Genomic DNA, 22527 nt, shown 5'->3' with positions numbered 1-22527 from the left:
ACCCACGACGACCCGCCCCGGAGCATCCGGGGCGGGTTAGTCTTTCCCGGCGATGAAGCCTCGAGACCCGGCCCGACGTCGCCCGTGGACGGTCACCGTCGCGGGCGCGGCGCTCAGCGCGCTCGGGCTCGGGCTCGCCCTGACGACGACCTATGCCGTCCCGCCCGCCTCCGGTACGCCCCTCCCCCGCGTCGCACCCGCGGCAGCAGCACCCGTCGCGGCACCGACCTGTGCGGCGTGGCAGACCCGCCAGGCCGTCCCGGTCGGGGTCACGCTGACACCGCGGGTCTTCCCGACCGCCGAGCCCGCGGCCCGGACGTCGAGCGCGCGACCCTCCGCGACCACCTCTGCGACCACCTCCGCGACCACCTCCGCGACGACCTCCGCGTCGGCGCAGGCCCCCGTACCAGTCCCGCGCCCGACGGTCGCGGCGACACCGGCGAAGCCGCCGAAGGTCCGCGTCGTCTGCCGCAACGCGCCACCCACCCCCTTCGCCCATCCCGCGTGGAAGCCCGAGACGGTCGTCGGTGGCTCGCGCCTGGCCGAGTCCGGTGTCGTCGTCGACCGCCCGGCCTCCGTGCCCGCGCCGCCCGAGGTCTACGACGTCTCGTACGTCGTGGCCGACCTCGACACCGGTGAGGTCCTCGCCGCCAAGTCACCGCACGCGTGGCTGCGCCCGGCCAGCACCCTCAAGACCCTGACCGCCCTGACGTTGATGCCGCGTCTCGACCCGCGACGGGTCGTCGTCGCCGGCCAGGACGCCCAGGACGCGGCCGGGTCGCGCGTCGGCATCCTCGCCGGCAACCGCTACCCCGTCTCGAGCCTCTTCGACGCCATGCTGATGTTCTCGGCCAACGACGCCGTCTACGCGCTCGCCGACGCCGCGGGTGGCTACGAGGCCACGGTGGAGCTGATGAACGTCAAGGCCCGTGAGGTCGGGGCCCATGACACCCTCACCGTCGACCCGAGCGGCCTCGACGACGGCGCCCAGCGGTCGAGCGCCTACGACCTGGCGCTCATCGGGCGCGACGCCATGCGCCTGCCGGCCTTCCGCGCCACGATCACCAAGCGCGACAGCGTCTTCCCCGGCGGGAAGGACAAGCGGGGGAAGGTATGGCCCGCCTTCCACGTCTACAACATCAACGAGCTGCTGCAGCACTACCCCGGCGCCATGGGCATCAAGCCCGGCCGCACCGACCGGGCACAGCACACCTTCATCGGGGCCGCGACCCGCGGTGGTCGCACCCTCGTCGTGACACAGATGGGCAGCATCACCGGCTCGTGGAAGCCGACGGCGGCCCTGCTCGACTGGGGCTTCGCCAACGCCGACCGGGTCACGCCCGTCGGGCGGCTCGTCGAGCCCGGCGAGGCCGCGGCGCCCGCCGCAGCACCCGAGCTGCCCACCGGCGGCGCGACCGGCACCGGCGTCGGCTCGGGGCCCCTGCCGGGGACCTCGGCGGGCACCGGCACCCCGGCCGCGGTCGCGGCCCCGGTCGCAGCCTTGGCGAGCGAGGCGACGGCATCCGACCGCACCAGGTCGCTCGTCGTGCTCGCCGCGGCCGGTGTCGTCGTCACCACCGGCGTCGTGCTCCTCGCGATCGCCCGGCGCCGGCGCCGCGCGGCGTGAAACATCCTTGCGGCGCAAGGTCGCAGGTGCCCGGACTCACCGGACAGGACTCGCGAGAACTCCCAACCAGGTCACCTCGCCGGCCTGGCCCAATACCGCAGGGGACGGAGAGCCACCGCGTGCGCGAGGGCGTCCAGCAGGCCCCGAGCGGCGATCAGCAGCTCGCCACGCCCGAGGGCAGTCACAGCGGAGTGCGCCTTGACGCGAGCTGTTCGACGCTGACGGGTCCGCCACTTCTGTCGGAGCGCTCGGCGCTGCGCATCGGAGTTCGCCCGTGAGAAGTAGGTCCGTGCCCAGACCCGACGCGTTTCCTGGATGTTCTGAGCCCCCGCGGAGTCAGAGGCGTTGGATCCGTGCCGCCGGTAGCCGACGCGAGCGCCGTGCAGGAACAGCACCGGTCCGTGTCTGAGTACCCGGAGCATCAAGTCCCAGTCGTCCGCGAGGACGTAGCTCGTGTCGGGTCCACCCACCTCGGTCACGATGTCCAGCTTGAGCATGACGCAGCTCGGAGGGCAGAGCCGGTTGTGCACGAACACATCCTCGAAACGAACCTCGCGCCCATCGCTTGCCTCGAGCGAGGATGAGCTGCTGTCACCCATCATCGCGGCCGCGAACGCACCATCGTCGAATGGTCTTCCGTCAGCATCCACGAGGTCGACCAGCGCAGCGGCGCCCACGGCGTCCGACCGTTGACTCAAGCAGGAGACCGCGCGACTGAAGAAGTCGGATGGCAATACATCGTCCTGGTCCAGGAAGACGACGTATGACGCACCAGGCGTGCTGGCTGCCATCGCGTGGTTCCGGGTGGAAGCGATGCCCGACGAGCCCTTGGTGCGCAGACGCACCCGAGCGTCGGCTTGCGACCACCGGCGCACTCTTTCAACGCTGTCATCGCTGGAACCATCGTCGACGACGACGACCTCGAAATGGGGGTGAGTCTGTGAGATGACGCTCTGCAACGTCTCATCGATGAACCGAGCACCGTTGTAGAGCGGTATCACCACCAAGACACGCTCACTGTTCGGCTCAACCATTCGCGGGCACCTCTCGGCCAGGGCCCGCTGTCGGGAGCCCCCACTCCTTGAGGATCTCGTCCAATCGTTCAGCGCGGCCGGCCCAGCTGAATTCCATTGACCGTTCACGAGCACGTCGACCGAGATCGCTGCGTGCCGTCGGGGCGTCAGCAAGCTGTCGCAAGACATCGATCAAGGCGCCTGGGTCGTTGCGCCTGATGACTATCGCAGCGTCCCCGGCGACCTCCGGCATGCCACCGGACTCCGTGACCACGGTTGCCACGCCGCTGGCGAGCGACTCCAACAGCGTGAGACCGCACGGCTCCTCCCATCGAGACGGGAGCGTCACGACATCTGCCCACTCGTAGTGTGCAGGAAGCTCTGCCCGCGGCGTGAAAGGCACGAACTCGACCCCACAGGACAGGGTTGAGGCGCGTCTGCGCAGGGCGCGCTCGTAGCTCGAGAGTGGGCCATCGATGGCGAAGCCCTCACTGCCCACGATCCTGACGGTGAGTCCGTGGATCCCGGCTCGCTCCACCGCATCCAGCAGCACGTCGGGGCCCTTCTCCGGCACGACCCGGCCCACGTACAAGATTCTCAGTCCGTCCCGGTCGGTCCGGTCCACGGGCACGAAGGAATCGGTATCGACACCGTTGACCAGGGAGACGACCCGGGAGCGCATCGCGCGAGGAACGTGGAGGCGCGTTCTTTCAGCCAGCCACTCACTGACGGTGATGATCCCCTCCAAACCGCGGACGGAGCTGTGAGCTGCCCACGGGGCTCCGTGCAGGATCTCGTTGTGTGCGTAGAGCACTGGCGCTGACTGGGCTGGAAGGAGAGTGGCCACGTTCGGCGCGTTGTGGAGCAGCACGGTGTGCGGCGCGTCGCTCAGGACCTTGAAAGCAGCACGGTACTCACGGGAGGCGAAGGGCCGGCCGGCGCCCATCCGAGCGAGGGCAGTGTCGACGAGACGGACTGAGCGGCTTCGCGGTGGGGCAGGCGGGTAGGAGATCACGTCTGCTGAGCTGTATCGCTCGGCATACGTTCCCTCAGCCACCAGAACCTGATGCCTGGCGCTCTCGGCCGTCGGACGCGCCAGCCCGTCGATCACCGTCATCACGGCCGATCCTGTCAACGGCGAGAAGTGGTCACCCGGCGTCGGCACATGGGCTATCACGGGTCGAATGTACCCAGCACGTGTCTGCCCGCACGGCGAACAGCGGTACTGACAGGCCTAGTGACCCGGGTCCCCTCAGCGGTGCTGCCGGCGAAGCCCAGCGACCAGCGCGGCCGAGGCGGCACCGACGACCGCACCCGCGGCGAGGCTGACCCGGTCGACCGCGCGGGAACCGGCGACGTCCCGCCCAGCCACGTCAGCGTGCCCGGGCGCCACCTCGAGGGGGGCTGCCGCATACGGCACGAGGCTGGTGTCGGCGCCGGAGGCGAGCGGGGCGATGAACACGGGGCGGGCGGCCCTCGACAGCGTCGAGCGGCCGGTGTCGTCGCCCAGGGCGTCGAGGTCGACGTCGTTCGCGGCCCACGCGGCCGAGAGGAGGATGACCTTGGACATGAGGTCGAGCCAGAAGAGCAGTCCGACCGAGAGCGCGACGGCCCCGAGCAGCGGGTTGGCCGTGGCATGGCTGACGAGGAAGCCGCCGAACAGCTTGAGCAGGGTGAGGATGACGGCACCGATCACCGCTCCCTGACGGATGTCGCGCAGCGGCAGCGGTGCTCCCGAGAGGGTCCGCAGCAGGACGACGAGGATGAAGGTGTCGAAGACGACGCCGATGAGAAGTCCCAGCAGGCCGACGAGGAGTCCGTTGCCCTCGAGACCGACCCACCCGGCAACCTGCTCGGCGAGACCCCCGATGCTGCTCGTGAGGATCGCCGAGACCGCGACGGCCGTGCCGACGGTCACGAGGACCAGCAGGTCACGGGCCATCGTCCGCACCATGGCGTGTGGCGCGACCTCGAGGCCGAAGACGCCGCGGATGCCGGTGCGCAGGGCCCGAACCCACCCCATGCCGGCGAACAGCAGCGTCACGAACGAGATGATGCCGGTCAGGGTCAGCGTCAGGCTCGCCGGTGCCTCGATGCTGATGATGCCGTCGGGGTTGCTCGGCGTCTTGACCATCCCGGGGAGGGCGTTGTTGAGCGAGTCGGCGATCGCGAGGACGAGATCGGGGCGGTCCTGCAGGACGAAGCCGAAGATCGCGAAGGCGAGCGCGAGCGCCGGGAAGATGGAGAAGAAGGCGTAGTAGCTGACCCCCGCCGCGAGCAGGTTGCCGCTCGACGTGCTGAATCGGGTCCACGCCCGGTACGGAGACAGGGCCTTGAGCCGATCCATGAGGGGCCCCAGCGCCGGCACCCGTCAGCCCCCGGTGAGGGTGAACTCGTGCACGGGACGCCACACGTCGTCCTCGCCCAGCTCGTAGAGGTGGTACGCGCCGACAGTAAAGGCGACGGAGTAGTCGGCGAGGTCGGTGAAGGCGAGGTCGAGCGACTCGGCCGGCACGTTGTGCGCGACGGTGACGTGCGGGTGGTAGTAGAACTCGAGGGCGCGGCTCACCGGCCCCGAGCGCAGCGACACCTCGAGCGCCTCGCAGTTCGAGACGCCCTGGGCCACCTGGATGAAGACGACGTCGGACAGCGGACGGAACGTGCCCGTGCCACGCAGGACGACGTCGAACGCGGCGTGCGCGGCGGCCACCTCGGCGCAGTGGCTCCGGAAGGCGGCATACGCCTCCGCGTCGACCTCGGTCGGCGGCAGCAGGGTGATGTGCGCGGGGATCTGCCAGGCCTGGGGGTCACCGAAGTCGGCCCGGCGACGTTGGAGATAGTCGCCGTGCGGGGCCGGGATCGGGATCGAGACGCCGATCGTCGTGGGGCGCGCAACACTCACGCACCCGACCGTACCCAATCTCCTCGACCAGTGCGGCCGCGGGCCTGCCGCACGTACGCGAGTTCGACGACGCCTCCGGCGGAGTTGGCGTCCTAGACGAATCGTTTGGCGTAACCGAGCTCATAGGTGAGCTCGGGGTTTCGCGCGCGGATGAAGCGGGCCGGGTTTCCACCGACCAACGTGAAGGGCTCGACGTCCCGGCTCACGATGGCACCGGCCGCCACGACCGCCCCCTTACCGATCGTCACTCCGGGAAGCACCACGGCGTGACTGGCGACCCACGCGTGGTCCCCGATGACCACTGGGGCGCCGACCTCGGCGAACGTCGGTGAGTCCACGTCGTGCTGCCGGGTGTAGATCGACACGTGGCTCCCGAGATTGACGTTGTCACCGATCGTCAGTCCAGAGCGTCCGTCGAGAAAGGCTGAGTCGCCGATGGTGCAGTGCGTACCGATCACGATGGCCTCGGGTGAATAGAACTCGGCCCGCCAGTGGATGCTCGACGACGGGGGCAGCACCAGTCCTGCCCTGCGATAGAAGAAGTTCCGCAGGCCGTGCGACGGAACGTGGCCGAGGTCGGCGAGCAGGCGGAGTCGAAGATCAGACCAGACATCGCGACGGTGCTTGTTGAGGTGTCGCACCGCCGGCGGGCTGACCTGCTTGACCCGCTCCCTCAGCCTGCTCACTCGCTTGTCCTTCCCCACACTCTGACCTCCCTCGCCGCCAACCACGTCCGGGGTTCACGTCTGGCTGGAAACTACTACGGTCATGCGGAGCACGTATTGTTTCGGCTCGACACGGACGACCGCTGTACCGAGGTCGGTCACTCCGGAAGATCTCGCGACGGGCCTCGCCGTCGTCCTGGGGCCAGTCAACCGATCGGAGAAGCAGCCGTGTCACACGATGTCGTGGTGGTCCTGCACTACAGCGGTGTCGAGGACACGGTGCGCTGCGTTCAGTCCTTGGCCGGCGAGCGGTCGTCGGCCCGCATCCTCGTGGTGGACAACGGCTCTGGCGACTCGATCCGCGAGCGCATCGAGGAGACGTGCCCTGGCCGCACCGAGCACGTGAGACTGACGTCCAACACGGGATTCACGGGCGGGATGAATGCTGGGCTGGCGTGGGCCTTCGAGCGACACGCCCGCACCATCACCGTTCTCAACAACGACACGGTCGTCAGTCCCGGCGCCATCGACGCCTTGTGTGCCGTGGCCGCAGCTGGGCACGTCCTGGTCAGCCCCGAGGTGCGCTACCTGGACGACCCCTCCTCGGTCTGGTTCGGAGGTGCGGTGCTGGACCGAGAGCTCGCACTGCCCCGTCATCTGGGGGAGGACGAGATCGCCGATCGGTTCGGTGACCGGTCGCCGCGCGAGGTCGAGCTCATCTCCGGCTGCTGCGTCACGGCAACGGCCTCCGTCTGGCAGCAGCTCGGTGGCTTCGACCCCCTCTACTTCCTCATGTTCGAGGACTCTGACCTGAGCGTGAGGGCCGCGGAGAACGGCGTGCGCCTTCTGGTGCTCCCCGAGGTGACGATCTTGCATGCCGTGTCCGCGTCGTTCGTGGGGCCGATGCATGCGTTGGGTCTCTACTACTACTCGAGAAATGGCCTGCACTTCCTGCGAACCGCGGTCCCCGGCTCTCTCGAGTTGCGGTTGCGGTTCGTGCGGCGTCATGTGCTCCCCCTACTGGGCCGGCCGCGCTCGCAGGCACTCGCCCCGTGGGTCAGACGCTCGGTGTTCGTGGCGACGGCTCTGGCTGACGCGTCGCTGCACCGCGGAGGTCGCGCGCCGAGGTGGCTCGAGAGGTTCGCAGGTCACCGCGCCACTCCGAGCGAGCAGAGCGAGCCCGGAAAGAACGGATGACATACTTTCGCAATGCCACTCGCGCTCGGAGCGTACGTTCTGCCCGGCGACCCGGTCTGGCTCAGGTCGTCCCTCGAGCGCTACTACCCGTTCGTCGACAGGCTCGTCGTGCCCGTTCCCGACAACGGTCTGGGTTGGAACGGACGTCCCATCCGGGTGCAGGAGTGTCTCTCCGTCGTCCGTGAGGTCGACGTGCGCGGGATCATCAGTGTGGTCACCGGACAGTGGACCGACAGCCGGGATCCCCTGTCGCAGGACACGGCCCAACGCCGAGCGGCCGTGGCGGCGCTCGCCGACATGGACTGGATCCTCCAGATCGACAACGACGAGCTGCTTCCGTCCATGCCTATTCTTCGCAGCTACATCGAACAGGCGCACGGTGCCGGACTAGCCGCCGTGGAATGGCCCATGCGCGTGCTGTTCCGGCGCAGCTCGGGGTCGTATCTCGAGGTGTGCTCGTCCGACATGTCCCCGCACTACGAGTATCCCGGCCCCATCGCCATCCGTTCTGACGTGACTCTCGTCGAGGCCCGGCGGATCGACGGCTCGTTCCTTCGGCTGGGAGTTCACGGTGACGACAGCTCCCTCCAGCTCACACGCCCCCCTGAGGAGCGTGAGGAACGGCTGATGACTCTTCGTCTTGAGGACGCGATCATCCACAACTCATGGGCCAGATCCCCGGCGTCGGTGTGGAGCAAGGTGCAGAGCTGGGGACATGCGACCGGCTTCAGCAAGGTGGGCTACTACGCCGCGGTCTGGCTCCCCGCTCCCGCCACCTGGCCGCTCCTTCGGAATTTCCACCCACTGTCGCGGCCACTCTGGCCGCGGCTCAGACGGTCGGACGGTCCGGGTGACCTGCTCAGCGAGGACGAGCGGTTTCATCTGTGAACTGCGCGTGGCGACAAGACTCAGGAGAGGCCCCTCCCCTGAGCCCGGGTCCGAGACCATGAGCACCCGATCGTTGATGATGCCAGCGATCATCGGATCGGCCTCTTCCTCGACGAGAATGGCGTCGGCTCTGACTCGGCTGGACGATGCTCAGAGTCGGTCCTTGCACCGGTACTCAGGGTCACCGGTCGGCCGGGGCCAACCGATACTCACCTGACGCCGTCACCAGAGGAAGTTGAGGCGACCTGGGCGCCTCACCCTCTGCTCTCCGACACTGGCCTCAGATCACGTCCGCAAACGACCGCTCGAACCGCTGGAAGACGAGCAGCCCGCCGAGAAGGACCACAGCGCTGGCGAGGACTGAGGCCACCAGCTGCCACAGGGGCGGCGGCGCCGTCCCGAGGAGTGACCAACGCAGCCCCGAGAGCAACCAGCTCATCGGGTTGAGATCGAAGAAGATGCGGTACTGCTCGGGAACGGCGTCAAGCGAATACGCCACGGGCGTCGCATACAGCCCGATCTGAACCAGCCAGGGCAGCACATACGCCACGTCCCGGTAGCGCACCATGATCGCGGAGGCTGCCAGTCCCAACCCCAGGCTCAGGCAGAGGGTGCACACGACCCAGAACGGAAGGGTGAGAGCTGCGAACCCCGGGTTGACCCGGAAGGCGGCCAGCAGGACGACTCCGAGGACGAGAGCCACGACGAAGTCGATGATGACCGACAGGATCGTCGACGCGGGGACGAGGATGCGTGGGAAGAACACCTTGGAGACCAGCGCCTGGTTGGCGACCAGCGAAGGGGAGGCCCGGTTCAGCACGCCGGAGAAGAGATTCCAGCCCAGCATGCTGATGTACGAGAACAGAAAGTACGGCACCCCGTCGGTCGAGAGGCCCGCGATCCGGCCGAAGACGATGGAGAAGATCCCCGCCGCAACCAAAGGCTGCAGGATCACCCAGGTGACGCCCACTGCGGTCTGGCGGTAGCGCAGGAGGACATCGCGCTGACCGAAGCGTAGGAAGACCTCTCTGGCACCCCAGAGCTCCTGCCAGTGCGGGAGACTCAGGCTCCCGGGTGGTGTGATGACGACCTTGCTCATCTGTGCACCTCGTAGTCGAAGTCCAGCAGGACCGAACCGTGGCCGGTGGCCTCGGGTGAGGTCAGCTCCGGGTAGGGCAACGACGGCAGGACGTCGAACGTGGCCGAGCCCTCCCATGAATCCAAGATGCCCGACGAACACACGAAGACGTCGATCGAGTAACGGCCGGGTTTCATCCACAGATTCCGAACCGACAGCCGAAGACGCTGCTCACGGTCCGCGTCCAGGTAGCGCCCGACGAGGCGCGAGTCGCACTGACCCACGACGTTCCCGTTCGCATCCGTGAGGTGAGCCGACACGAAGTAGGTACCGATGAAGTCGTCGGTCGGCCCGATGCGAATGTCGACACACTTGTCGTCGTCGACGGAGAAGGTCTGACTCGTCGGCACGACCTCGAGGATGCGAGGCACGTCGTCATCCAGCCCCTGCCGCGTCTGCGCCTCACGAGCGGCGTACTCCTCGTAGCTGCCGCGATAGCGCTCGATGACGTCGGAGACCCCGCCCTGCAGCTGGAGCGTGCCGTGCTGGAGGAAGATCGCCGACGTGCACAGCGACTCCACGGTCTGCATCTGGTGACTGACGTAGAGCACGGTGCGTCCGTCGTTGGCGACGTCACGCATCTTGGCGAGGGACTTTCGCTGGAACTCCGCATCCCCGACGGCCAGCACCTCGTCGATCGCCAAGAGCTCCGTGTCGAGGTGTGCAGCCACCGAGAACGCCAGCCGGACGTACATGCCGGAGGAGTATCGCTTGACCGGCGTGTCGAGGAAGCGCTCCACCCCCGAGAAGTCGACGATCTCGTCGAAACGCCGGCGGATCTCGTTGCGCCGCATCCCCAGCAGCGCCCCGTTGAGGAAGATGTTCTCGCGACCCGTCAGTTCGGGATGGAAGCCCGTGCCCACCTCGAGCAGGCTGCCCATGCGACCGGACAGCTCGATCCTCCCGGCTGTCGGTGCCGTGATCCGCGTCAGAAGCTTGAGGAGCGTCGACTTGCCGGCGCCGTTACGCCCGACGATGCCGACGGCCTCACCCCACGGGATGTCGAAGGACACGTCAGACAGGGCGGTGAAGTCCTCGTAGTCCCCACGTCGAAAAGGGTGACGCAGTCGCTGCGCGACGGCCTCGGTGACCCGCGTGACCGGTTCTGCTCGATGCGCGATGCGGTAGGACTTGGACAGACCTACCGCACGGATCGCCATCTCCGTGCTCATCCTGGGCCCCCAATCCTCCGCTGGCGCTTTCGTCGTGCGTGGCTATCTGTCAGGCCCGCGTGACCCCTGTGTGAGCGGCCGCGCTGGGCCCCGCGTTCAGTGCTCGCCCCTGAGCACGTGGTCGTGACGATCATCGTCGATACACCTCTTCGTAGGCGTCGACGACGTGGGCCAGCGAGAACTCCCGGGCGCGCACGGCCCCGCGATCGGCCAGGTCTCGGCGCTTCTCGGCCGACAACAGCAGGTCGGCGAGCCGGGCCCCGAGGTCCGTCAGCTCGACGACCGCTCCCACACGCCCGCCCTCCGTGACGTACTCAGCACCGATGTTCGGGGTGCTGACGACAGGTAGACCTGACAGCATCGCCTCCGCGTAGGGGATGCCGAATCCCTCGTACGTCGATGGAAGGCAGAACAGCCACGCCTGTCGGTAAGCCACCGCAAGCTCGCGATCGCTGAGCCGTCCGAGGACGCGGATCCCGTCGCCCAACCCGGTGGGCGCGTCCTGAGTCACCATCCACAGCTCGGCATCCGGGACGCGCGGTCGCACCTCGGCCTGGAACAGTCGGGCCAGCTGGGCTCCTCGCTTGCGGCCTCCCCACGTCCCGACGAAGAGCACCACAGGACGGTCTGCTCGCCGGGAGTCGTCCGGGTGGAAGCGGCGTGCGTCGACCCCGTTCGGGATGACGGTGCGCACCCACGGTGTCCACCGTCGGGTACGGGGAGACACCACGACGGTCTCGTCCGCGACGACGCTGGCGAGCACCTCGGACAGACCGAGCAGCACCATGCGCGCGCGCTCCTTGACGCCGTGGATGTGCAGGGCCTCCTCGAAGCACGACCCGTGCAGCGTGCGTACGTGCCGTGGCACGCGCCGCCGCCACAGCCAGTAGTCGTCCCCGTGCGCGTGCAGGACGTCGTACGAGCTGAAGTCCTCGCGCCTGAGCCTCGTGGCGAAACGGAACGTTCGCAGGGAGCCGGAGATGCGGATGTGCCGGTGCCCGTAGACGGCGCCCTCCACGGGCGGGCACTCACTGAAGACCGTGACCGCGTGACCCCGCCGTGTCAGCTCGGTGGCCAGCTCGTGGACCTGGTAGCCGACGCCGATCTTCGAGCCACTGGGCAGGTAGTAGGAGATCATCGCGACCCGAAGCGGTCGGGTCACTGAACCAGGCCTCGGTGCAGCGCCTCGAGCCAGGCCTTGCCGTGCACGAGATCGGGCTCGAGATGGTTGCCCTCTGCCCACTCGTTCCACGATTTCACCCACAACAGCCGCTCATCCGTCGGGCGCGTGGCCAGCGTGGCTGCTGCGGCTGCCACGTTTCGAGCGAACTTGGTCGGAGTGGCTCCTCGCAGCACCAGACCGCCTCGTCCCGAACGCGGCGTGTTGTCCCAGTTCGGATAGACGCACGGCTGGATCGCCGGCCCGGTCGGCGAGCTCGCCACGGCCTGGTCGGAGTAGGCGTAGATCTCAGGCCCGCCACGCAGCGCCTTGCGGGCCACGCGCATCGCGAGGTGCGACGACCTCGAGAGGACGGCCGGTAGGCGCATGTAGACGCTCGCGTCGAAGCCCGCAGCCACCGCCTGCTCCGGCGAGAAGCGAGGGCCGGCGCCGAGGAGATCGCTGGCCTCCGCCACGAGGTAGAGACCGCCGAGCCCCGCGTCGGCGGCGAACCGCTGCCAGCGGTCCACGAAGGCGCGGGCGTCCGGGAGCTCCTCGGGGCGGAAGACGTAGAAGACGGGACGTCCGTCGACCCGCAGGTAGCGGTCGTCGCGGAAGGCAGGCAGGACCGTCTCGAAGTGCCGGCGGTCATCCTCCTCGCCGAGGTAGCGCTGCTGCTTCAGGACGCGGTCGGCGGCCCCGTGCCAGATGCCCGTCCACGTCTGGTTGGCCCAGGCGAGGCAGAACGGGAAGTCGGGCTCCCGAGACGCCAGGACCTCCGTGAACGGGCGCTCGAGGATCCGGTCACCGTCGCCGAACCAGTAGTGCCAGTAGGCGAAGGCCTCCACGCCGTGCGCCCGGGCGAGGTCGGCCTGAGCGGCGCGGGTCTCCGGGACCCTGAGGTCGTAGAAGCCGAGGTCGGCCGGGAGGCTGGGCTGCCGGTGACCGGGGAACAGAGGACGAGCCTTCGCCGTGTTGGTCCACTCGGTGAACCCACGCCCCCACCACTCGTCGTTCTCCGGGATGGGGAAGTACTGGGGTAGGTAGAACGCGATGGCTCGCGCCTTGAGCTCCCCTGTCTGCGTCACGCTGGCACCCTACCCAGCGCAGGCGGGCGCAGCGTCGTTATCCCAGGTTCCGACCTAGGACGGGGAGGAGACCGACCTTGTCGTAGACGCGGCGCACGGTGGCCTCGGCGATCACGCGAGCCCGCTCGGCGCCGTCGGCGAGGATGCGGTCGAGCTCGGCACGGTCGGCCATGAGCTCCAGGGTGCGGGTGCGGAAAGGCGTCACGGCCTCGACGACGACCTCGGCGACGTCCTTCTTGAGGTCGCCGTAGCCCTTGCCGGCGTACTGCTCCTCGAGGACGGCCACCGGTGTCCCCGACAGGGCCGAGTGGATCGAGAGCAGGTTGGAGATGCCGGGCTTGTGCTCCTCGTCGAAACGGATCTCGCGCTCGGCGTCCGTGACGGCCGAGCGGATCTTCTTGGCGATGCGGGCCGGCTCGTCGAGCAGGCTGACGAGGCCCGCGTCGGAGGCTGCCGACTTGCTCATCTTGGCGGACGGCTCCTGGAGGTCCTGGATCTTGGCCGTCGCCTTCATGATATGCGGCTCGGGCACGACGAGCGTGTCGCCGAAACGCTGGTTGAAGCGGCCTGCGAGATCGCGCGAGAGCTCGAGGTGCTGGCGCTGGTCCTCGCCGACGGGGACGACGTTCGCGTCGTAGATGAGGATGTCGGCGGCCTGGAGCACGGGGTAGGCGAAGAGACCGACGTTGGTGTTGGTCCCCTTGGCCGACTTGTCCTTGAACTGCGTCATCCGGCTCGCCTCGCCGAAGCCGGTGAGCGTGCCGAGCACCCAGTAGAGCTCGGTGTGCTGGGCGATGTGGCTCTGGACGAAGAGCGTCGAGCGGGTCGGGTCGACGCCGCCGGCGATGAACTGGGCCGCGGTGATGCGGGTGCGCTCGCGCAGCACCTCGGGGTCGGGGGCGACCGTCAGGGCGTGCAGGTCGGCGACGAAGTAGAAGGCGTCGTGGGTCTCCTGCAGGCGCACCCACTCGACCAGTGCACCGATGTAGTTGCCGAGGTGGAGCGAGTCGCTCGTCGGCTGCATGCCCGAGAGGCTGCGCGGCGTCGTGGTCGGGAGGGAGGGCGTCGAGGACATGGGTGCATTCTGGCCCATGGGCGTCCACGGCCCCCAACCCGGTCCGCCTCGCACCGGCTCCGGCGACGCGCCGTCAGGCGGGCTCGAGGGCGTAGTCGGCGACGACCGGGGCGTGGTCGCTCCAGCGCTCGGCGTAGGTCGGCGCGCGCCCGACGAAGACGTCGGTGACGGTCGCGGCCAGCCTCCGGGTCGCCAGCTGGTAGTCGATGCGCCACCCGGCGTCGTTGTCGAACGCCTTGCCGCGCCAGGACCACCAGGAGTACGGACCCGCGACGTCACCGACGTGGCGCCGCTGGACGTCGACCCCCACGCACCGTCGGCGAACCACCAGTCGAGCACGCTGCGCTCCTCGGGCAGGAAGCCGGCCTTCTTGAGGTTGCCCTTCCAGTTCTTGAGGTCGGCCTCGCGGTGGGCGACGTTGAGGTCGCCCGTGACGAGGACGAGCTCGTCGGCCTCGGCGGCGCGGCGCATCCGCTCGGTCATGGCGGCGAGGAAGGCCATCTTGACGTCCTGCCGCTCGGTGCCCGCCTCGCCGGTGTGGACGTAGGCGGAGGCGACCGTCAGCGGCCCCGCGGGCGTGACGACGTCGGCCTCGACCCAGCGGCCCTCGTCGGCGTACGCGCCGTCGATGCCGACCCGGACGGCGACCTGGGGCTCACGGGTCACGACGGCCACGCCGGCCCGCCCCTTGGCGCTGCCCTCGGTGTGCGCCACCGACCAGTGCGCCAGGCCGGCGTCGGCGAGCACCTTGGCGAGCTCGACGTCGTCGGCGCGGACCTCTTGGAGGCACAGGACGTCCGGTCGGGCCTGCTCGAGCCACGGCACGATGCCGCGCCTCGCAGCAGCTCGGATCCCGTTGACGTTGGCCGTGACGACGCGCATGGGCCCGATTGTGCAGGAGGTGACCGACGCCCGGAGTGTGGGCCCCGTGGGATCGCCCGATCACCCCCGGTGGTATGCCGTCGCCTGCCTAGAATGCGACGTGCCCACCGATGCCCTCGCCCTCGCGCCCGTCATCCTCGCGGTCGTCCTCGTCGTGAGCGCGGTCGGCAAGCTGCGGTCGCCGAGCGCCTCCAAGGAGGCCTTCCGCGACCTGCGCGTGCCGGCACCCCTGCGCAACCGCGTGGTCGTCGAGGGACTGCCGTGGGGCGAGCTGCTGCTCGCCGCCCTGCTCCTGCTCGTCGGTGGCCCGGTGGGCACCCTCGCCGCGGTGGCGGCGCTCCTGCTCTTCACGGCATACCTCGGGCTCGTCGTGCGAGCCCTCGGCTTCGACGAGGACGTCGACTGCGCGTGCTTCGGGGAGTTCGCGCCCGGCCGCATCACGACGCGGACAGTCGTCCGCAACGCGTGGCTCGTGCTGATGGCCGTGCTGACGACCGTCGTTGCCGCACAAGGGGCCTCGGTGGTGGCTCGCGTCGCCGACGGGCGACTGCCGTGGTGGTGGCTGCTCGGCGCCCTGGCTGTCGCCGTCTCCTGCGTCCTAGTCCTGGGGCGCTCTGCGCCGATCGCAGAGACCCCCGGGGCACATAACGAGCCCAACACCATCCAGGAGGAGGAGGGCGACTACCTGCGCTACCGCACCCCGGCGCTTCCGGTCGTCCTGGGCGACGGGAGCGAGACGGACCTGCGGAGCCTCAGCGCAGAACGAGCGCAGCTGCTGCTCTTCGTCTCCGAGACGTGCGGACCGTGCACGGACGTCATCGCAGCGACCCCCGGATGGCGCGAGCAGCTGCCCGAGATCGACATCCGGCACGTGGTGACGCTCGAGCCCGGCGTGGGCTCGATGACATCGACGGCGACGCCGCTCTCAGTCCACGATCCGCTGATGCGACTGCCGGACAGCTTCGGCTTCCGAGGCACTCCGGCGGCCCTGCTGCTCGGCGCCGACGGGCTGCTCGCGGGTGGACCAGTCATCGGGTCGGACGCCGTGCCGGAGTTCGTGGCGGACGTCCTGTCCGAGCTCCGGGCGGCAGCTCGCGCCTGACCGACACCATCGGACCCGGTGAGGGGCAGACGCAGAGGGTGACGAGCCGCGGCTCGTCACCCTCTGCGTCTGCCTTGAGACCGACCGGTCAGGTCCCGGTCGGAATCGGGAAGATGTTCTGCACGTTGCAGCTTCCCTGGTTGGGTCCGGGCGCCGAGTCGGTGCTGCGCACACCGCTGGAGATCGAGACCGGTGCGAGGTCGACCGGGCTGCAGGTGACGCCGTTGAGGCAGTCGAACCGCTGGTACGACAGTGACATCTCGGCGTTCTGGCTGTTGCCGGTCGGCTTGTCGGCCGTGTAGATGAGGACCTGCTGGGTCGTGGCGTCCGGCGTGCAGAACACGTGGTCCGGGTCGGCGCCACACGTCAGCGTCGCGCAGGAGCCGGAGCAGCTGTTCCCGCTGCGGACCGACGCCGAGAAACCGCTGACGAGCGTGCCGTTGATCCTGACGTTGGTGATGACCGTGATGCCGGTGGTCGGCTGCGGACCCGGCGAGTTCACTGCGGTGAGCTCGAAGACGTAGCCCTTGAGGATGTCGGTGGAGTTACCCGGGAGCTTGCAGGCCCCTCCGGTGAACGCCAACGGACCAGACGACGCTGCAACCGTCGGCGCTGCCCCCGCGACCACGACTGCGGGTACGGCCCAGGCGGCACCCTTGACGACCGAGCGACGGCTCGGCGGCGCCGAGTCGGCGCCGATGTTGTGTGACATGAATGAATCCCCCACTCGATGACTGTGACCCCCCCGAGTCAGACGCCAACATACCTGAGCGATGGGGCTCTGATGCCGGAAAACCCACACCTTGCACCGATGCGTGCTCGTCACGATCCGATGTCGTTCCAATTGTCTGTTTTGTGGCTGTGACCTGCGACGATGACGCGCTGGTGGCGCAGCTGGATGACCGCGGTCCGGACCAGATCGTGCAACCGTCCCTCGGGAGGCTCGCCCAGTGACTCCCGCAGATCCTCCGCCAGCCGGCCCATGGTCGTCCCACCAGCGACGCAGGTCAGGATCTCGGACCCGAGCCTGGAGAGTCGGATGACCTGGTGCGCCGGCGCACGGCCCACCATGACGACGGTCCCGTCGGTGGTGGAGTACACGTCGAGCGCGGGGGCGGGCCGCAACACGATGGCGTCATCGAGATCTGCATCGGGGTCCGGTCGGCGCTTCATCTCGACCTCCCGACGATCTCGTCGACCAGGGGCTCGAGGTCTTGCGCGTCGTGGTAGCGCACTCGGCGCAGGCCGCCGACGCTCTGGACGATCGCAGCGAGGTGGTGCAGCGGTCGGTCGAAGCGATACAGCGACGACGTCTCCGGCGCGAGGAGCACCAGCGCGTCGAGGATGTCCACGTCCTCGATCAGGACTCCCCGACCCGGCTCGCGATCACGCCTCAGCAGGACGATGCCGGCGAGCCACGGGGGCACCGAAGGTGGACTGAGACCGAGTGCCAGTGGGCTCACCTCGTCCTTGAGTCCCGGGTCGTCGGGGCGACGGATCGACAGCGGTTTGCAGTAGGGCACGATGGATCCGTCGGAGGCCAGACCGACCGTCTCGTCGGTGACGTAGCCGCGGCCGTGGCCGAGGGTCCGGATTGCCGTCGTCTTGCCGGTGCCTCCGGGCGCAACCAGCGCGACGGTCGCACCAGTGACCTGGTCGCACAGTCCACCGGCGTGGAACATCGTCAGGTGGCCGGCCCTCGCGGCGATGGCGCGGTAGGTGATGAGCTGCGTCAGCAGCTGGAGCGCCGTCGCGACGTCGTCGTCGTCCGCGTCGGCGTCGAGATCGGGAGCCTTCACGACGGGACAGCCGTCTCGCGGCTCCGTCGACGCCGCCGCCCAGGCTCGACCGGCCAGCCTGCGCAGTCGCGGGTCCTCGGCGGAGACCGCAAAGGTGACCCCCAGGGCTTCGACGTGAAGGTGCTCGTCGGAGCTCGCCCTCACGAGTTGACTCCTCGGGCGTGCACGCTCGCGAGCACCTGGACGATCTGGTCGACACGACGCGACCAGTCGGCCCCCGCCACGCGGTCGGGGTCCGTGAGCGGCAACCCGGCCTCGCCCGCGTGCGTCAGCGCGTCGGCAACGGCCGACGCGAACGTCTCGCGGCTCGCCACGACGACCCGTTCGTCGACGACGTCGCGGAATCCCGCGACGGGCGTCGAGACGACGGGGCCTCCGGCCGCTTGGTACTCGTACAGCTTGATCGGGTCGAGGCTGTCCGTGAAGGGCGTGACGACGTGAGGCACGACGAGCACGTCCGCGTGCTGGAGATAGGCCGGCACCTCAGCGCTCGGACGGGCGCCGAGGACGACGACTCCCGCGGACTCGAGCCGCGAACGCTGCTCTGTCGCAAGCGCATTCGGTCCCACGAGGATGAGGTGACCGCGACCCCCGAGAGCCCGCGCGGTCGCAGCGCAGAGGTCGACGTCGAGCCGGTCGCCGTGGAGGGTGCCGGCGTAGACGGCGACGGCGCCGTCAGGAAGGTCCGCAGGTCGGTCGTGCGCCACGAGGTAGGCCGCCGTGTCGACACCGTTGGGCACGAGCGTCACCTCCCGCACGGCACCCTTGCTCACGGCGAGGGCCGGCGAGCACACGACGACCTCGTCGCATCGAGCCAGCAGCACCTGCTCCTGGGCGATGACCCGCTCGGTCTCGGCGGTCGACCGCTCGGCCAACGTCCAGTCGTCGGTGACGTCGTAGAGCGACCGCCACGTCGTCGCCTCGACGAGCAGCGAGCCGGTCGGGTCGTTGACCCACAGGACCGGGTCGGCCATCTCGAGCGAACGGGCGGTCCGGAGCACCTGCCGCGCCCAGCGCTCGTCGACCCGGCGGTCGACCCGTCGGGGCAGCCACTTCGTGGGTTCGAGGAGCCACAGCGCCTCAGGCCGTATGCCGTCGAGCGCCGGACCGGCGCGCAGGCCGCGGCCCAGCCTCGGCTGGCTCGCACCGAGGGCCGCGTGCAGCGGGTCGGTGGCCGGCTCGACGAAGAGCACCCGGAGGGTGGGGTCGCGGCGCAGCAACCCCGCGACGAGGTGCTGGTTGCGTCGCCACACCGTGTCCCACGCCTCGAGGGAGGTCACGACGACATCCATCAGAGCACTCCTTCGTAGACGGCCCGGGTCTCTCGCGCCTGGTGGTCGGGACTGAAGCGCGCGCGCTGGGCCCGCTGGAGGTCGGCCCCGTACGCGTCGCGGCGGTGGGGGTCGGCGACGAGAGCGGCCAGCTGCCGACCCGCGGCGTCGTGGTCGCCCGGTGGGTGCAGCGCCGCGCCGTCGACCGCCCCGACCGTCTCGAGGTGCCCGCCGGCGCCGACGGCGACGACGGGGAGGGCGGCCGCCATCGCCTCGAGGACGGTAAGACCGAGGCCCTCGACGCGGCAGGGGGCCAGGAGCACGCCGGCGCGCGCCATCAGGTCCGGCACGTCGCTGCGGTGACCGAGGAAGCGCGTCGAGTCGGCGACGCCGAGCTCGGCTGCCAGGGCGGCCAGCCGCGGCCGCTCGGCGCCGTCGCCGGCGACGTCGAGACGCCACCCCTGCGCCGCGACGCCGGACGCGGCGAAGGCGCGGAGCGCGACGTCGGAGTCCTTCTCGGGCTCGAGCCGCTGCACGAGCAGGACCACGCTCGACCGATCGGTCGACGGAGGGGTCTCGCGGCTGACCTCGACACCCGGGTGGATGACGACGCTCGGGCCGGCGATGCTGTCGGCGACGTAGTGGCTGATCGCGATCTGGGCGTCGACGCGACGGGCGGCGAGGGCGGCCGCCACGCTCGAGACGGGGTTGCTCCCCCGGGTCCGCGCGAAGTGACGGGTCACGACCAACGGCACCTTCACGCCCAGCATCGCTGTCGCGCAAGCGATCTCGGCGGCAGTCATGTGGGCGTGCACCACGTCGGCGTCGCCCGCCCAGTGACGCACGGCGACGAGGACGTCGGTGACGGTCGCGGCTGGAAGGGTGCGCACGCCAGGACCTGCGGCATCCGGCATACGGCGGTGGTCACCACCGATGACGACGACCTCGTCACCGGCCGCAGCCTGGGCCCGGGAGAGCAGGGCGACGTGGCTCTCGACCCCGGCGAACCCGTCCGAGCGAATCGCGTGCAGGATCCTCATGAGACCTCTCGGCCTCGACCCGGCTCGGCGCGCAGGCCCTGGAGCAGCTCGAGGTAGCGGGCGGCGACGTGGGCCCACGTGTGCTGCTCCGCGGTCAAGCGGGCCGCGCGTCGCAGAGCCGGCCGGTCGGCTCCGTCGACCGTGGTGAGCGCCTCGGCCACGCTGGTCACCGACCGGTCGACGAGGTAGCCGTTGACTCCGTCCTCGACGACGTCGGGGATCGAACCGGTGCGGGTGCCGATGACCGGGACACCCATGGCGAGCGCCTCGAGCACGACGAGGGGTGACGCCTCGTAGGCGCTGGGCAGGCACAGGACATCGGCGGCGCGCAGGAACGGCCTGGGGTCGCGGCTCGGACCGACGAACGTGATGCGGGACCGGTGGCGCACGGCCGCGTCCCGCGACTGCATCGCGGCGACGAGGTCGGGCGACCCGCCCACGACGAGGAGGCGCACGCGGTCGGGACAGTGGTCCAGCGCGTCGACGACGAGGTCGAGCCCCTTGCGCGCGTACTCGTGCCCGATGAAGACGGCGAGCACGTCGGCCTCCGTCAGGTCGAGCGCCGTCCGCGCGGCCTCCCTCTCGGCGGCGGACGGTGGCGCGAACTCCGTCGTGTCCACACCGTTGGTGACGACCGCGGTGCGCGGGCGCAGCGACGGATGCAGCTCGCGCAGCAGGCGCTCGTCCTGGTCGGACAGGTTGACGACGAGCCGGTGGACGTCGGAGCGGTAGCGCCGTCGGTCCCGGACGGTGGTGAACAGGTGCAGCGGGTTGCGCAGGATGCGGTACCAGTAAACCCCCCTCGACCGCATCGACGCCTGGACGAGCCCGTGGTTGACGTAGACGTCACCGGCGAGGGCGTCGTTGTGGCACACGGACAAGGTGTCGGGGTGGTCGGCGAGATGGCGTCGGGCGCGGCGGGTCCCCGCCGTCGAGAACCACACCACGCGGGCCAGGACGGCGAGCTTGCCCTGGATGCCCCCTCGGGGGGTCGGCAGCCACGCGCCACCCGACTCCGCGAGAGTGAGACGCTCGACGGTGACGCCCGTCCGGAGCCATTCCTGCTCGAGGTGGTGCGCCACGGAGCCCACCCCCGTGCCGGGCCCGATCTCCGGCACGATCTGCACGATCGTCGTCACCGAGCCGCCCCGGAGGCCTGCAGGCGCGCGACGGCGCGCGACCCGGTCGGGGACGACAGCTCGCGGGCCGCGCCGCGCTCACGCTGCTCGGAGCACCACTGCGCGCCGAGACACAGCCCGAGGACGAGGAACGGCAGCGAGCCCTGCACGGCCGACCAGAAGAGGTCGAACTGGCCCTGGACGATCCGGGACACGAGGACGGCCACCGCGAGGGAGCCGAAGGCCGGGTCCATCCGCCACGCCACCCTGAGCGACACCACCATGAGCAGGACGAAGGCTGCCAGGCCCACCACCCCGGCCGAGGTCAGCACCTCGATCTCGGCATTCGGTGGCTGGAACTGGAAGGGGAAGCGGTCGGTGTACCACCAGCGCAGCCCGACGCCGAACCACGGGTCCGAGGACCAGACGGTCATCGAGTCCTGGAACCACGTGAGGCGCTGGAAGACCGAGTTGAACTGGTTGCCGGACTGCACCTGGTCCTGGACGAGGTTGGTCACGAAGAGCACGAGCGGAGCGACGAGCAGCAGGACGAGCTTGGAGCGGCGGCGGTCGCTGCGCGAGCGCAGGACCAGGACGAAGACCGCCGCGACGAGGCCGATCACCGCCTGTCTCGACTGGGTGAGCAGCACCGCCGTTAGCATCAGCCCCATGAGGACGAAAGCCCATCGGCGGTTGATCCCGACCCACGCCGGCCGGGCGTAGACCATGACCGCCCCCAAGGCACAGACGGTGCCCGCGAAGTTCTTGTGCATGGCATACGGGAAGCTCGGGTAGACCGGGGTCAGGTCACCCTGGGCGACGTGGACGAGCCCCTCCACCACCGTGATGGCCGCGAGGACGGCGATGGTGCCGATGAGCAGGCGGAGCCCGACACGGGCCAGGCCGTTGGCCCCGATGGCCCAGCCGACGAGAAGGGAGCCGGACACGAGCATCCAGGCGTGCGCCCACTCCACCGCGTTGGCCGTGTAGGGGTTGTTGACGACGGTGATGAGGGTGGCGAACTGGTAGACGACCGAGGCCCAGAGGACGGCTCGCAGTCCCGCGGAGAAGGGCCGCCTCGCGAGGAAGAGGGCCGGGATGGTGGCCGCCGCCAGGGCGAAGTCGGAGAGGGAGAGGTCGACCCCGCCACTGCCGACGCGCAGCACCACGAGCAGCAGGGGCAGCACGGCGAGCGGGATGAGGCCGGGCTGCACGGCCGTCACACCGACGGCGAGCACCGCGACGGAGACGATGACGGCAGCCTCGGGCATCGTCACGGCGAGACGCCCGACGACCGCGACGAGCACGAGACCGGCGAGGACGAGACCGATTCGGACGAGCCGGTCGGTCCAGCCCGGACGGAGCAGACCTTCGGGGACGATGCTCACGAG

Annotated in this window: 22 protein-coding genes and 1 pseudogene; 4 read left to right on the top strand and 19 right to left on the bottom strand. The window is 69.7% G+C overall.

What is annotated here, in order from left to right:
• The first annotated feature begins 52 nt into the window (after positions 1-52).
• The gene (locus tag ASH01_RS17125; RefSeq protein WP_056778564.1) at positions 53-1627 is read left to right on the top strand and encodes a D-alanyl-D-alanine carboxypeptidase family protein; all 1575 of its coding nucleotides are present in this window, start codon (positions 53-55) and stop codon (positions 1625-1627) included.
• A gap of 71 nt (positions 1628-1698) precedes the next feature.
• Here the strand turns inward: ASH01_RS17125 and ASH01_RS17120 are convergent, their stop codons facing one another.
• The 5 genes from ASH01_RS17120 to ASH01_RS24070 form a co-directional block, all read right to left on the bottom strand.
• Positions 1699-2661, bottom strand: a complete 963-nt coding sequence (locus tag ASH01_RS17120; RefSeq protein WP_056778561.1) for a glycosyltransferase family 2 protein — start codon at positions 2659-2661, stop codon at positions 1699-1701.
• A complete protein-coding gene (locus tag ASH01_RS17115) occupies positions 2654-3817 on the bottom strand; it encodes a glycosyltransferase family 4 protein (RefSeq protein WP_156415634.1) in 1164 nt (387 codons plus the stop codon). Before ASH01_RS17115 ends, ASH01_RS17120 begins: the two co-directional genes overlap by 8 nt.
• A gap of 75 nt (positions 3818-3892) precedes the next feature.
• Positions 3893-4987 carry a YihY/virulence factor BrkB family protein gene (locus ASH01_RS17110; protein WP_056778554.1) on the bottom strand — a complete coding sequence of 365 codons (1095 nt, stop codon included), beginning with the start codon at positions 4985-4987 and terminating at the stop codon, positions 3893-3895.
• Between the two features lie 24 nt (positions 4988-5011).
• On the bottom strand, positions 5012-5542 hold the full coding sequence (locus ASH01_RS17105) for a 2'-5' RNA ligase family protein (protein WP_056778550.1): 531 nt from the start codon (positions 5540-5542) through the stop codon (positions 5012-5014).
• 92 nt (positions 5543-5634) lie between these two features.
• Positions 5635-6246 carry an acyltransferase gene (locus ASH01_RS24070; protein ID WP_162263897.1) on the bottom strand — a complete coding sequence of 204 codons (612 nt, stop codon included), beginning with the start codon at positions 6244-6246 and terminating at the stop codon, positions 5635-5637.
• 189 nt (positions 6247-6435) lie between these two features.
• On the opposite strand from ASH01_RS24070, the gene ASH01_RS17095 reads away from it, so the two are divergent.
• Both ASH01_RS17095 and ASH01_RS17090 read left to right on the top strand, forming a co-directional pair.
• Positions 6436-7404, top strand: a complete 969-nt coding sequence (locus ASH01_RS17095; protein ID WP_162263896.1) for a glycosyltransferase family 2 protein — start codon at positions 6436-6438, stop codon at positions 7402-7404.
• A gap of 12 nt (positions 7405-7416) precedes the next feature.
• The gene (locus ASH01_RS17090) at positions 7417-8292 is read left to right on the top strand and encodes a hypothetical protein (protein ID WP_056778543.1); all 876 of its coding nucleotides are present in this window, start codon (positions 7417-7419) and stop codon (positions 8290-8292) included.
• A 280-nt stretch (positions 8293-8572) separates the two neighbouring features.
• Here the strand turns inward: ASH01_RS17090 and ASH01_RS17085 are convergent, their stop codons facing one another.
• The 7 genes and pseudogenes from ASH01_RS17085 to ASH01_RS22640 form a co-directional block, all read right to left on the bottom strand.
• Entirely contained in the window at positions 8573-9391 is an 819-nt protein-coding gene (locus tag ASH01_RS17085) for an ABC transporter permease (protein ID WP_056778540.1), read from the bottom strand.
• Complete coding sequence (locus tag ASH01_RS17080) at positions 9388-10602, bottom strand: ABC transporter ATP-binding protein (RefSeq protein ID WP_056778538.1); 1215 nt, start codon at positions 10600-10602, stop codon at positions 9388-9390. Before ASH01_RS17080 ends, ASH01_RS17085 begins: the two co-directional genes overlap by 4 nt.
• A 130-nt stretch (positions 10603-10732) precedes the next feature.
• A complete protein-coding gene (locus tag ASH01_RS17075) occupies positions 10733-11764 on the bottom strand; it encodes a glycosyltransferase family 4 protein (RefSeq protein ID WP_056778535.1) in 1032 nt (343 codons plus the stop codon).
• Positions 11761-12849 (bottom strand): glycosyltransferase WbsX family protein, encoded by a 1089-nt coding sequence (locus ASH01_RS17070; protein ID WP_056778533.1) that lies wholly within the window; start codon positions 12847-12849, stop codon positions 11761-11763. Before ASH01_RS17070 ends, ASH01_RS17075 begins: the two co-directional genes overlap by 4 nt.
• 37 nt (positions 12850-12886) lie before the next feature.
• Positions 12887-13942, bottom strand: a complete 1056-nt coding sequence (gene trpS / locus ASH01_RS17065) for a tryptophan--tRNA ligase (RefSeq protein ID WP_056778720.1) — start codon at positions 13940-13942, stop codon at positions 12887-12889.
• A 55-nt stretch (positions 13943-13997) separates the two neighbouring features.
• Positions 13998-14252: an exodeoxyribonuclease III gene (locus ASH01_RS24065; RefSeq protein ID WP_443081176.1), complete on the bottom strand. Its 255-nt coding sequence runs from the start codon at positions 14250-14252 to the stop codon at positions 13998-14000.
• A 53-nt stretch (positions 14253-14305) separates the two neighbouring features.
• Positions 14306-14806, bottom strand: a pseudogene (locus tag ASH01_RS22640) (exodeoxyribonuclease III); the annotation flags it as partial.
• Positions 14807-14906: 100 nt separating this feature from the next.
• Between ASH01_RS22640 and ASH01_RS17060 the strand changes: the two are divergent.
• Entirely contained in the window at positions 14907-15908 is a 1002-nt protein-coding gene (locus ASH01_RS17060) for a MauE/DoxX family redox-associated membrane protein (RefSeq protein WP_056778530.1), read from the top strand.
• Between the two features lie 88 nt (positions 15909-15996).
• On the opposite strand, the gene ASH01_RS17055 is transcribed toward ASH01_RS17060, so the two are convergent.
• The 7 genes from ASH01_RS17055 to ASH01_RS17025 form a co-directional block, all read right to left on the bottom strand.
• The gene (locus tag ASH01_RS17055) at positions 15997-16620 is read right to left on the bottom strand and encodes a hypothetical protein (protein ID WP_056778528.1); all 624 of its coding nucleotides are present in this window, start codon (positions 16618-16620) and stop codon (positions 15997-15999) included.
• 110 nt (positions 16621-16730) lie between these two features.
• Entirely contained in the window at positions 16731-17081 is a 351-nt protein-coding gene (locus ASH01_RS17050) for a hypothetical protein (RefSeq protein ID WP_056778526.1), read from the bottom strand.
• The gene (locus tag ASH01_RS17045) at positions 17078-17851 is read right to left on the bottom strand and encodes a hypothetical protein (protein ID WP_056778522.1); all 774 of its coding nucleotides are present in this window, start codon (positions 17849-17851) and stop codon (positions 17078-17080) included. Before ASH01_RS17045 ends, ASH01_RS17050 begins: the two co-directional genes overlap by 4 nt.
• On the bottom strand, positions 17848-18999 hold the full coding sequence (locus ASH01_RS17040; RefSeq protein WP_056778520.1) for a glycosyltransferase: 1152 nt from the start codon (positions 18997-18999) through the stop codon (positions 17848-17850). The genes ASH01_RS17045 and ASH01_RS17040 overlap by 4 nt, the downstream gene beginning before the upstream one ends.
• Positions 18999-20018, bottom strand: coding sequence for a glycosyltransferase family 4 protein (locus ASH01_RS17035; RefSeq protein WP_056778518.1), 1020 nt, complete (start codon positions 20016-20018; stop codon positions 18999-19001). Before ASH01_RS17035 ends, ASH01_RS17040 begins: the two co-directional genes overlap by 1 nt.
• Positions 20015-21157 carry a glycosyltransferase family 4 protein gene (locus tag ASH01_RS17030; protein ID WP_056778515.1) on the bottom strand — a complete coding sequence of 381 codons (1143 nt, stop codon included), beginning with the start codon at positions 21155-21157 and terminating at the stop codon, positions 20015-20017. Before ASH01_RS17030 ends, ASH01_RS17035 begins: the two co-directional genes overlap by 4 nt.
• On the bottom strand, positions 21154-22524 hold the full coding sequence (locus ASH01_RS17025) for an O-antigen ligase family protein (protein ID WP_082619947.1): 1371 nt from the start codon (positions 22522-22524) through the stop codon (positions 21154-21156). Before ASH01_RS17025 ends, ASH01_RS17030 begins: the two co-directional genes overlap by 4 nt.
• Positions 22525-22527: the final 3 nt, after the last annotated feature.

The organism is Terrabacter sp. Soil811, from assembly GCF_001429655.1.
Taxonomy (GTDB): domain Bacteria; phylum Actinomycetota; class Actinomycetes; order Actinomycetales; family Dermatophilaceae; genus Terrabacter.
Note: the sequence above shows the minus strand (reverse complement) of the source record. Positions and strands in the feature narration are given on the sequence as shown.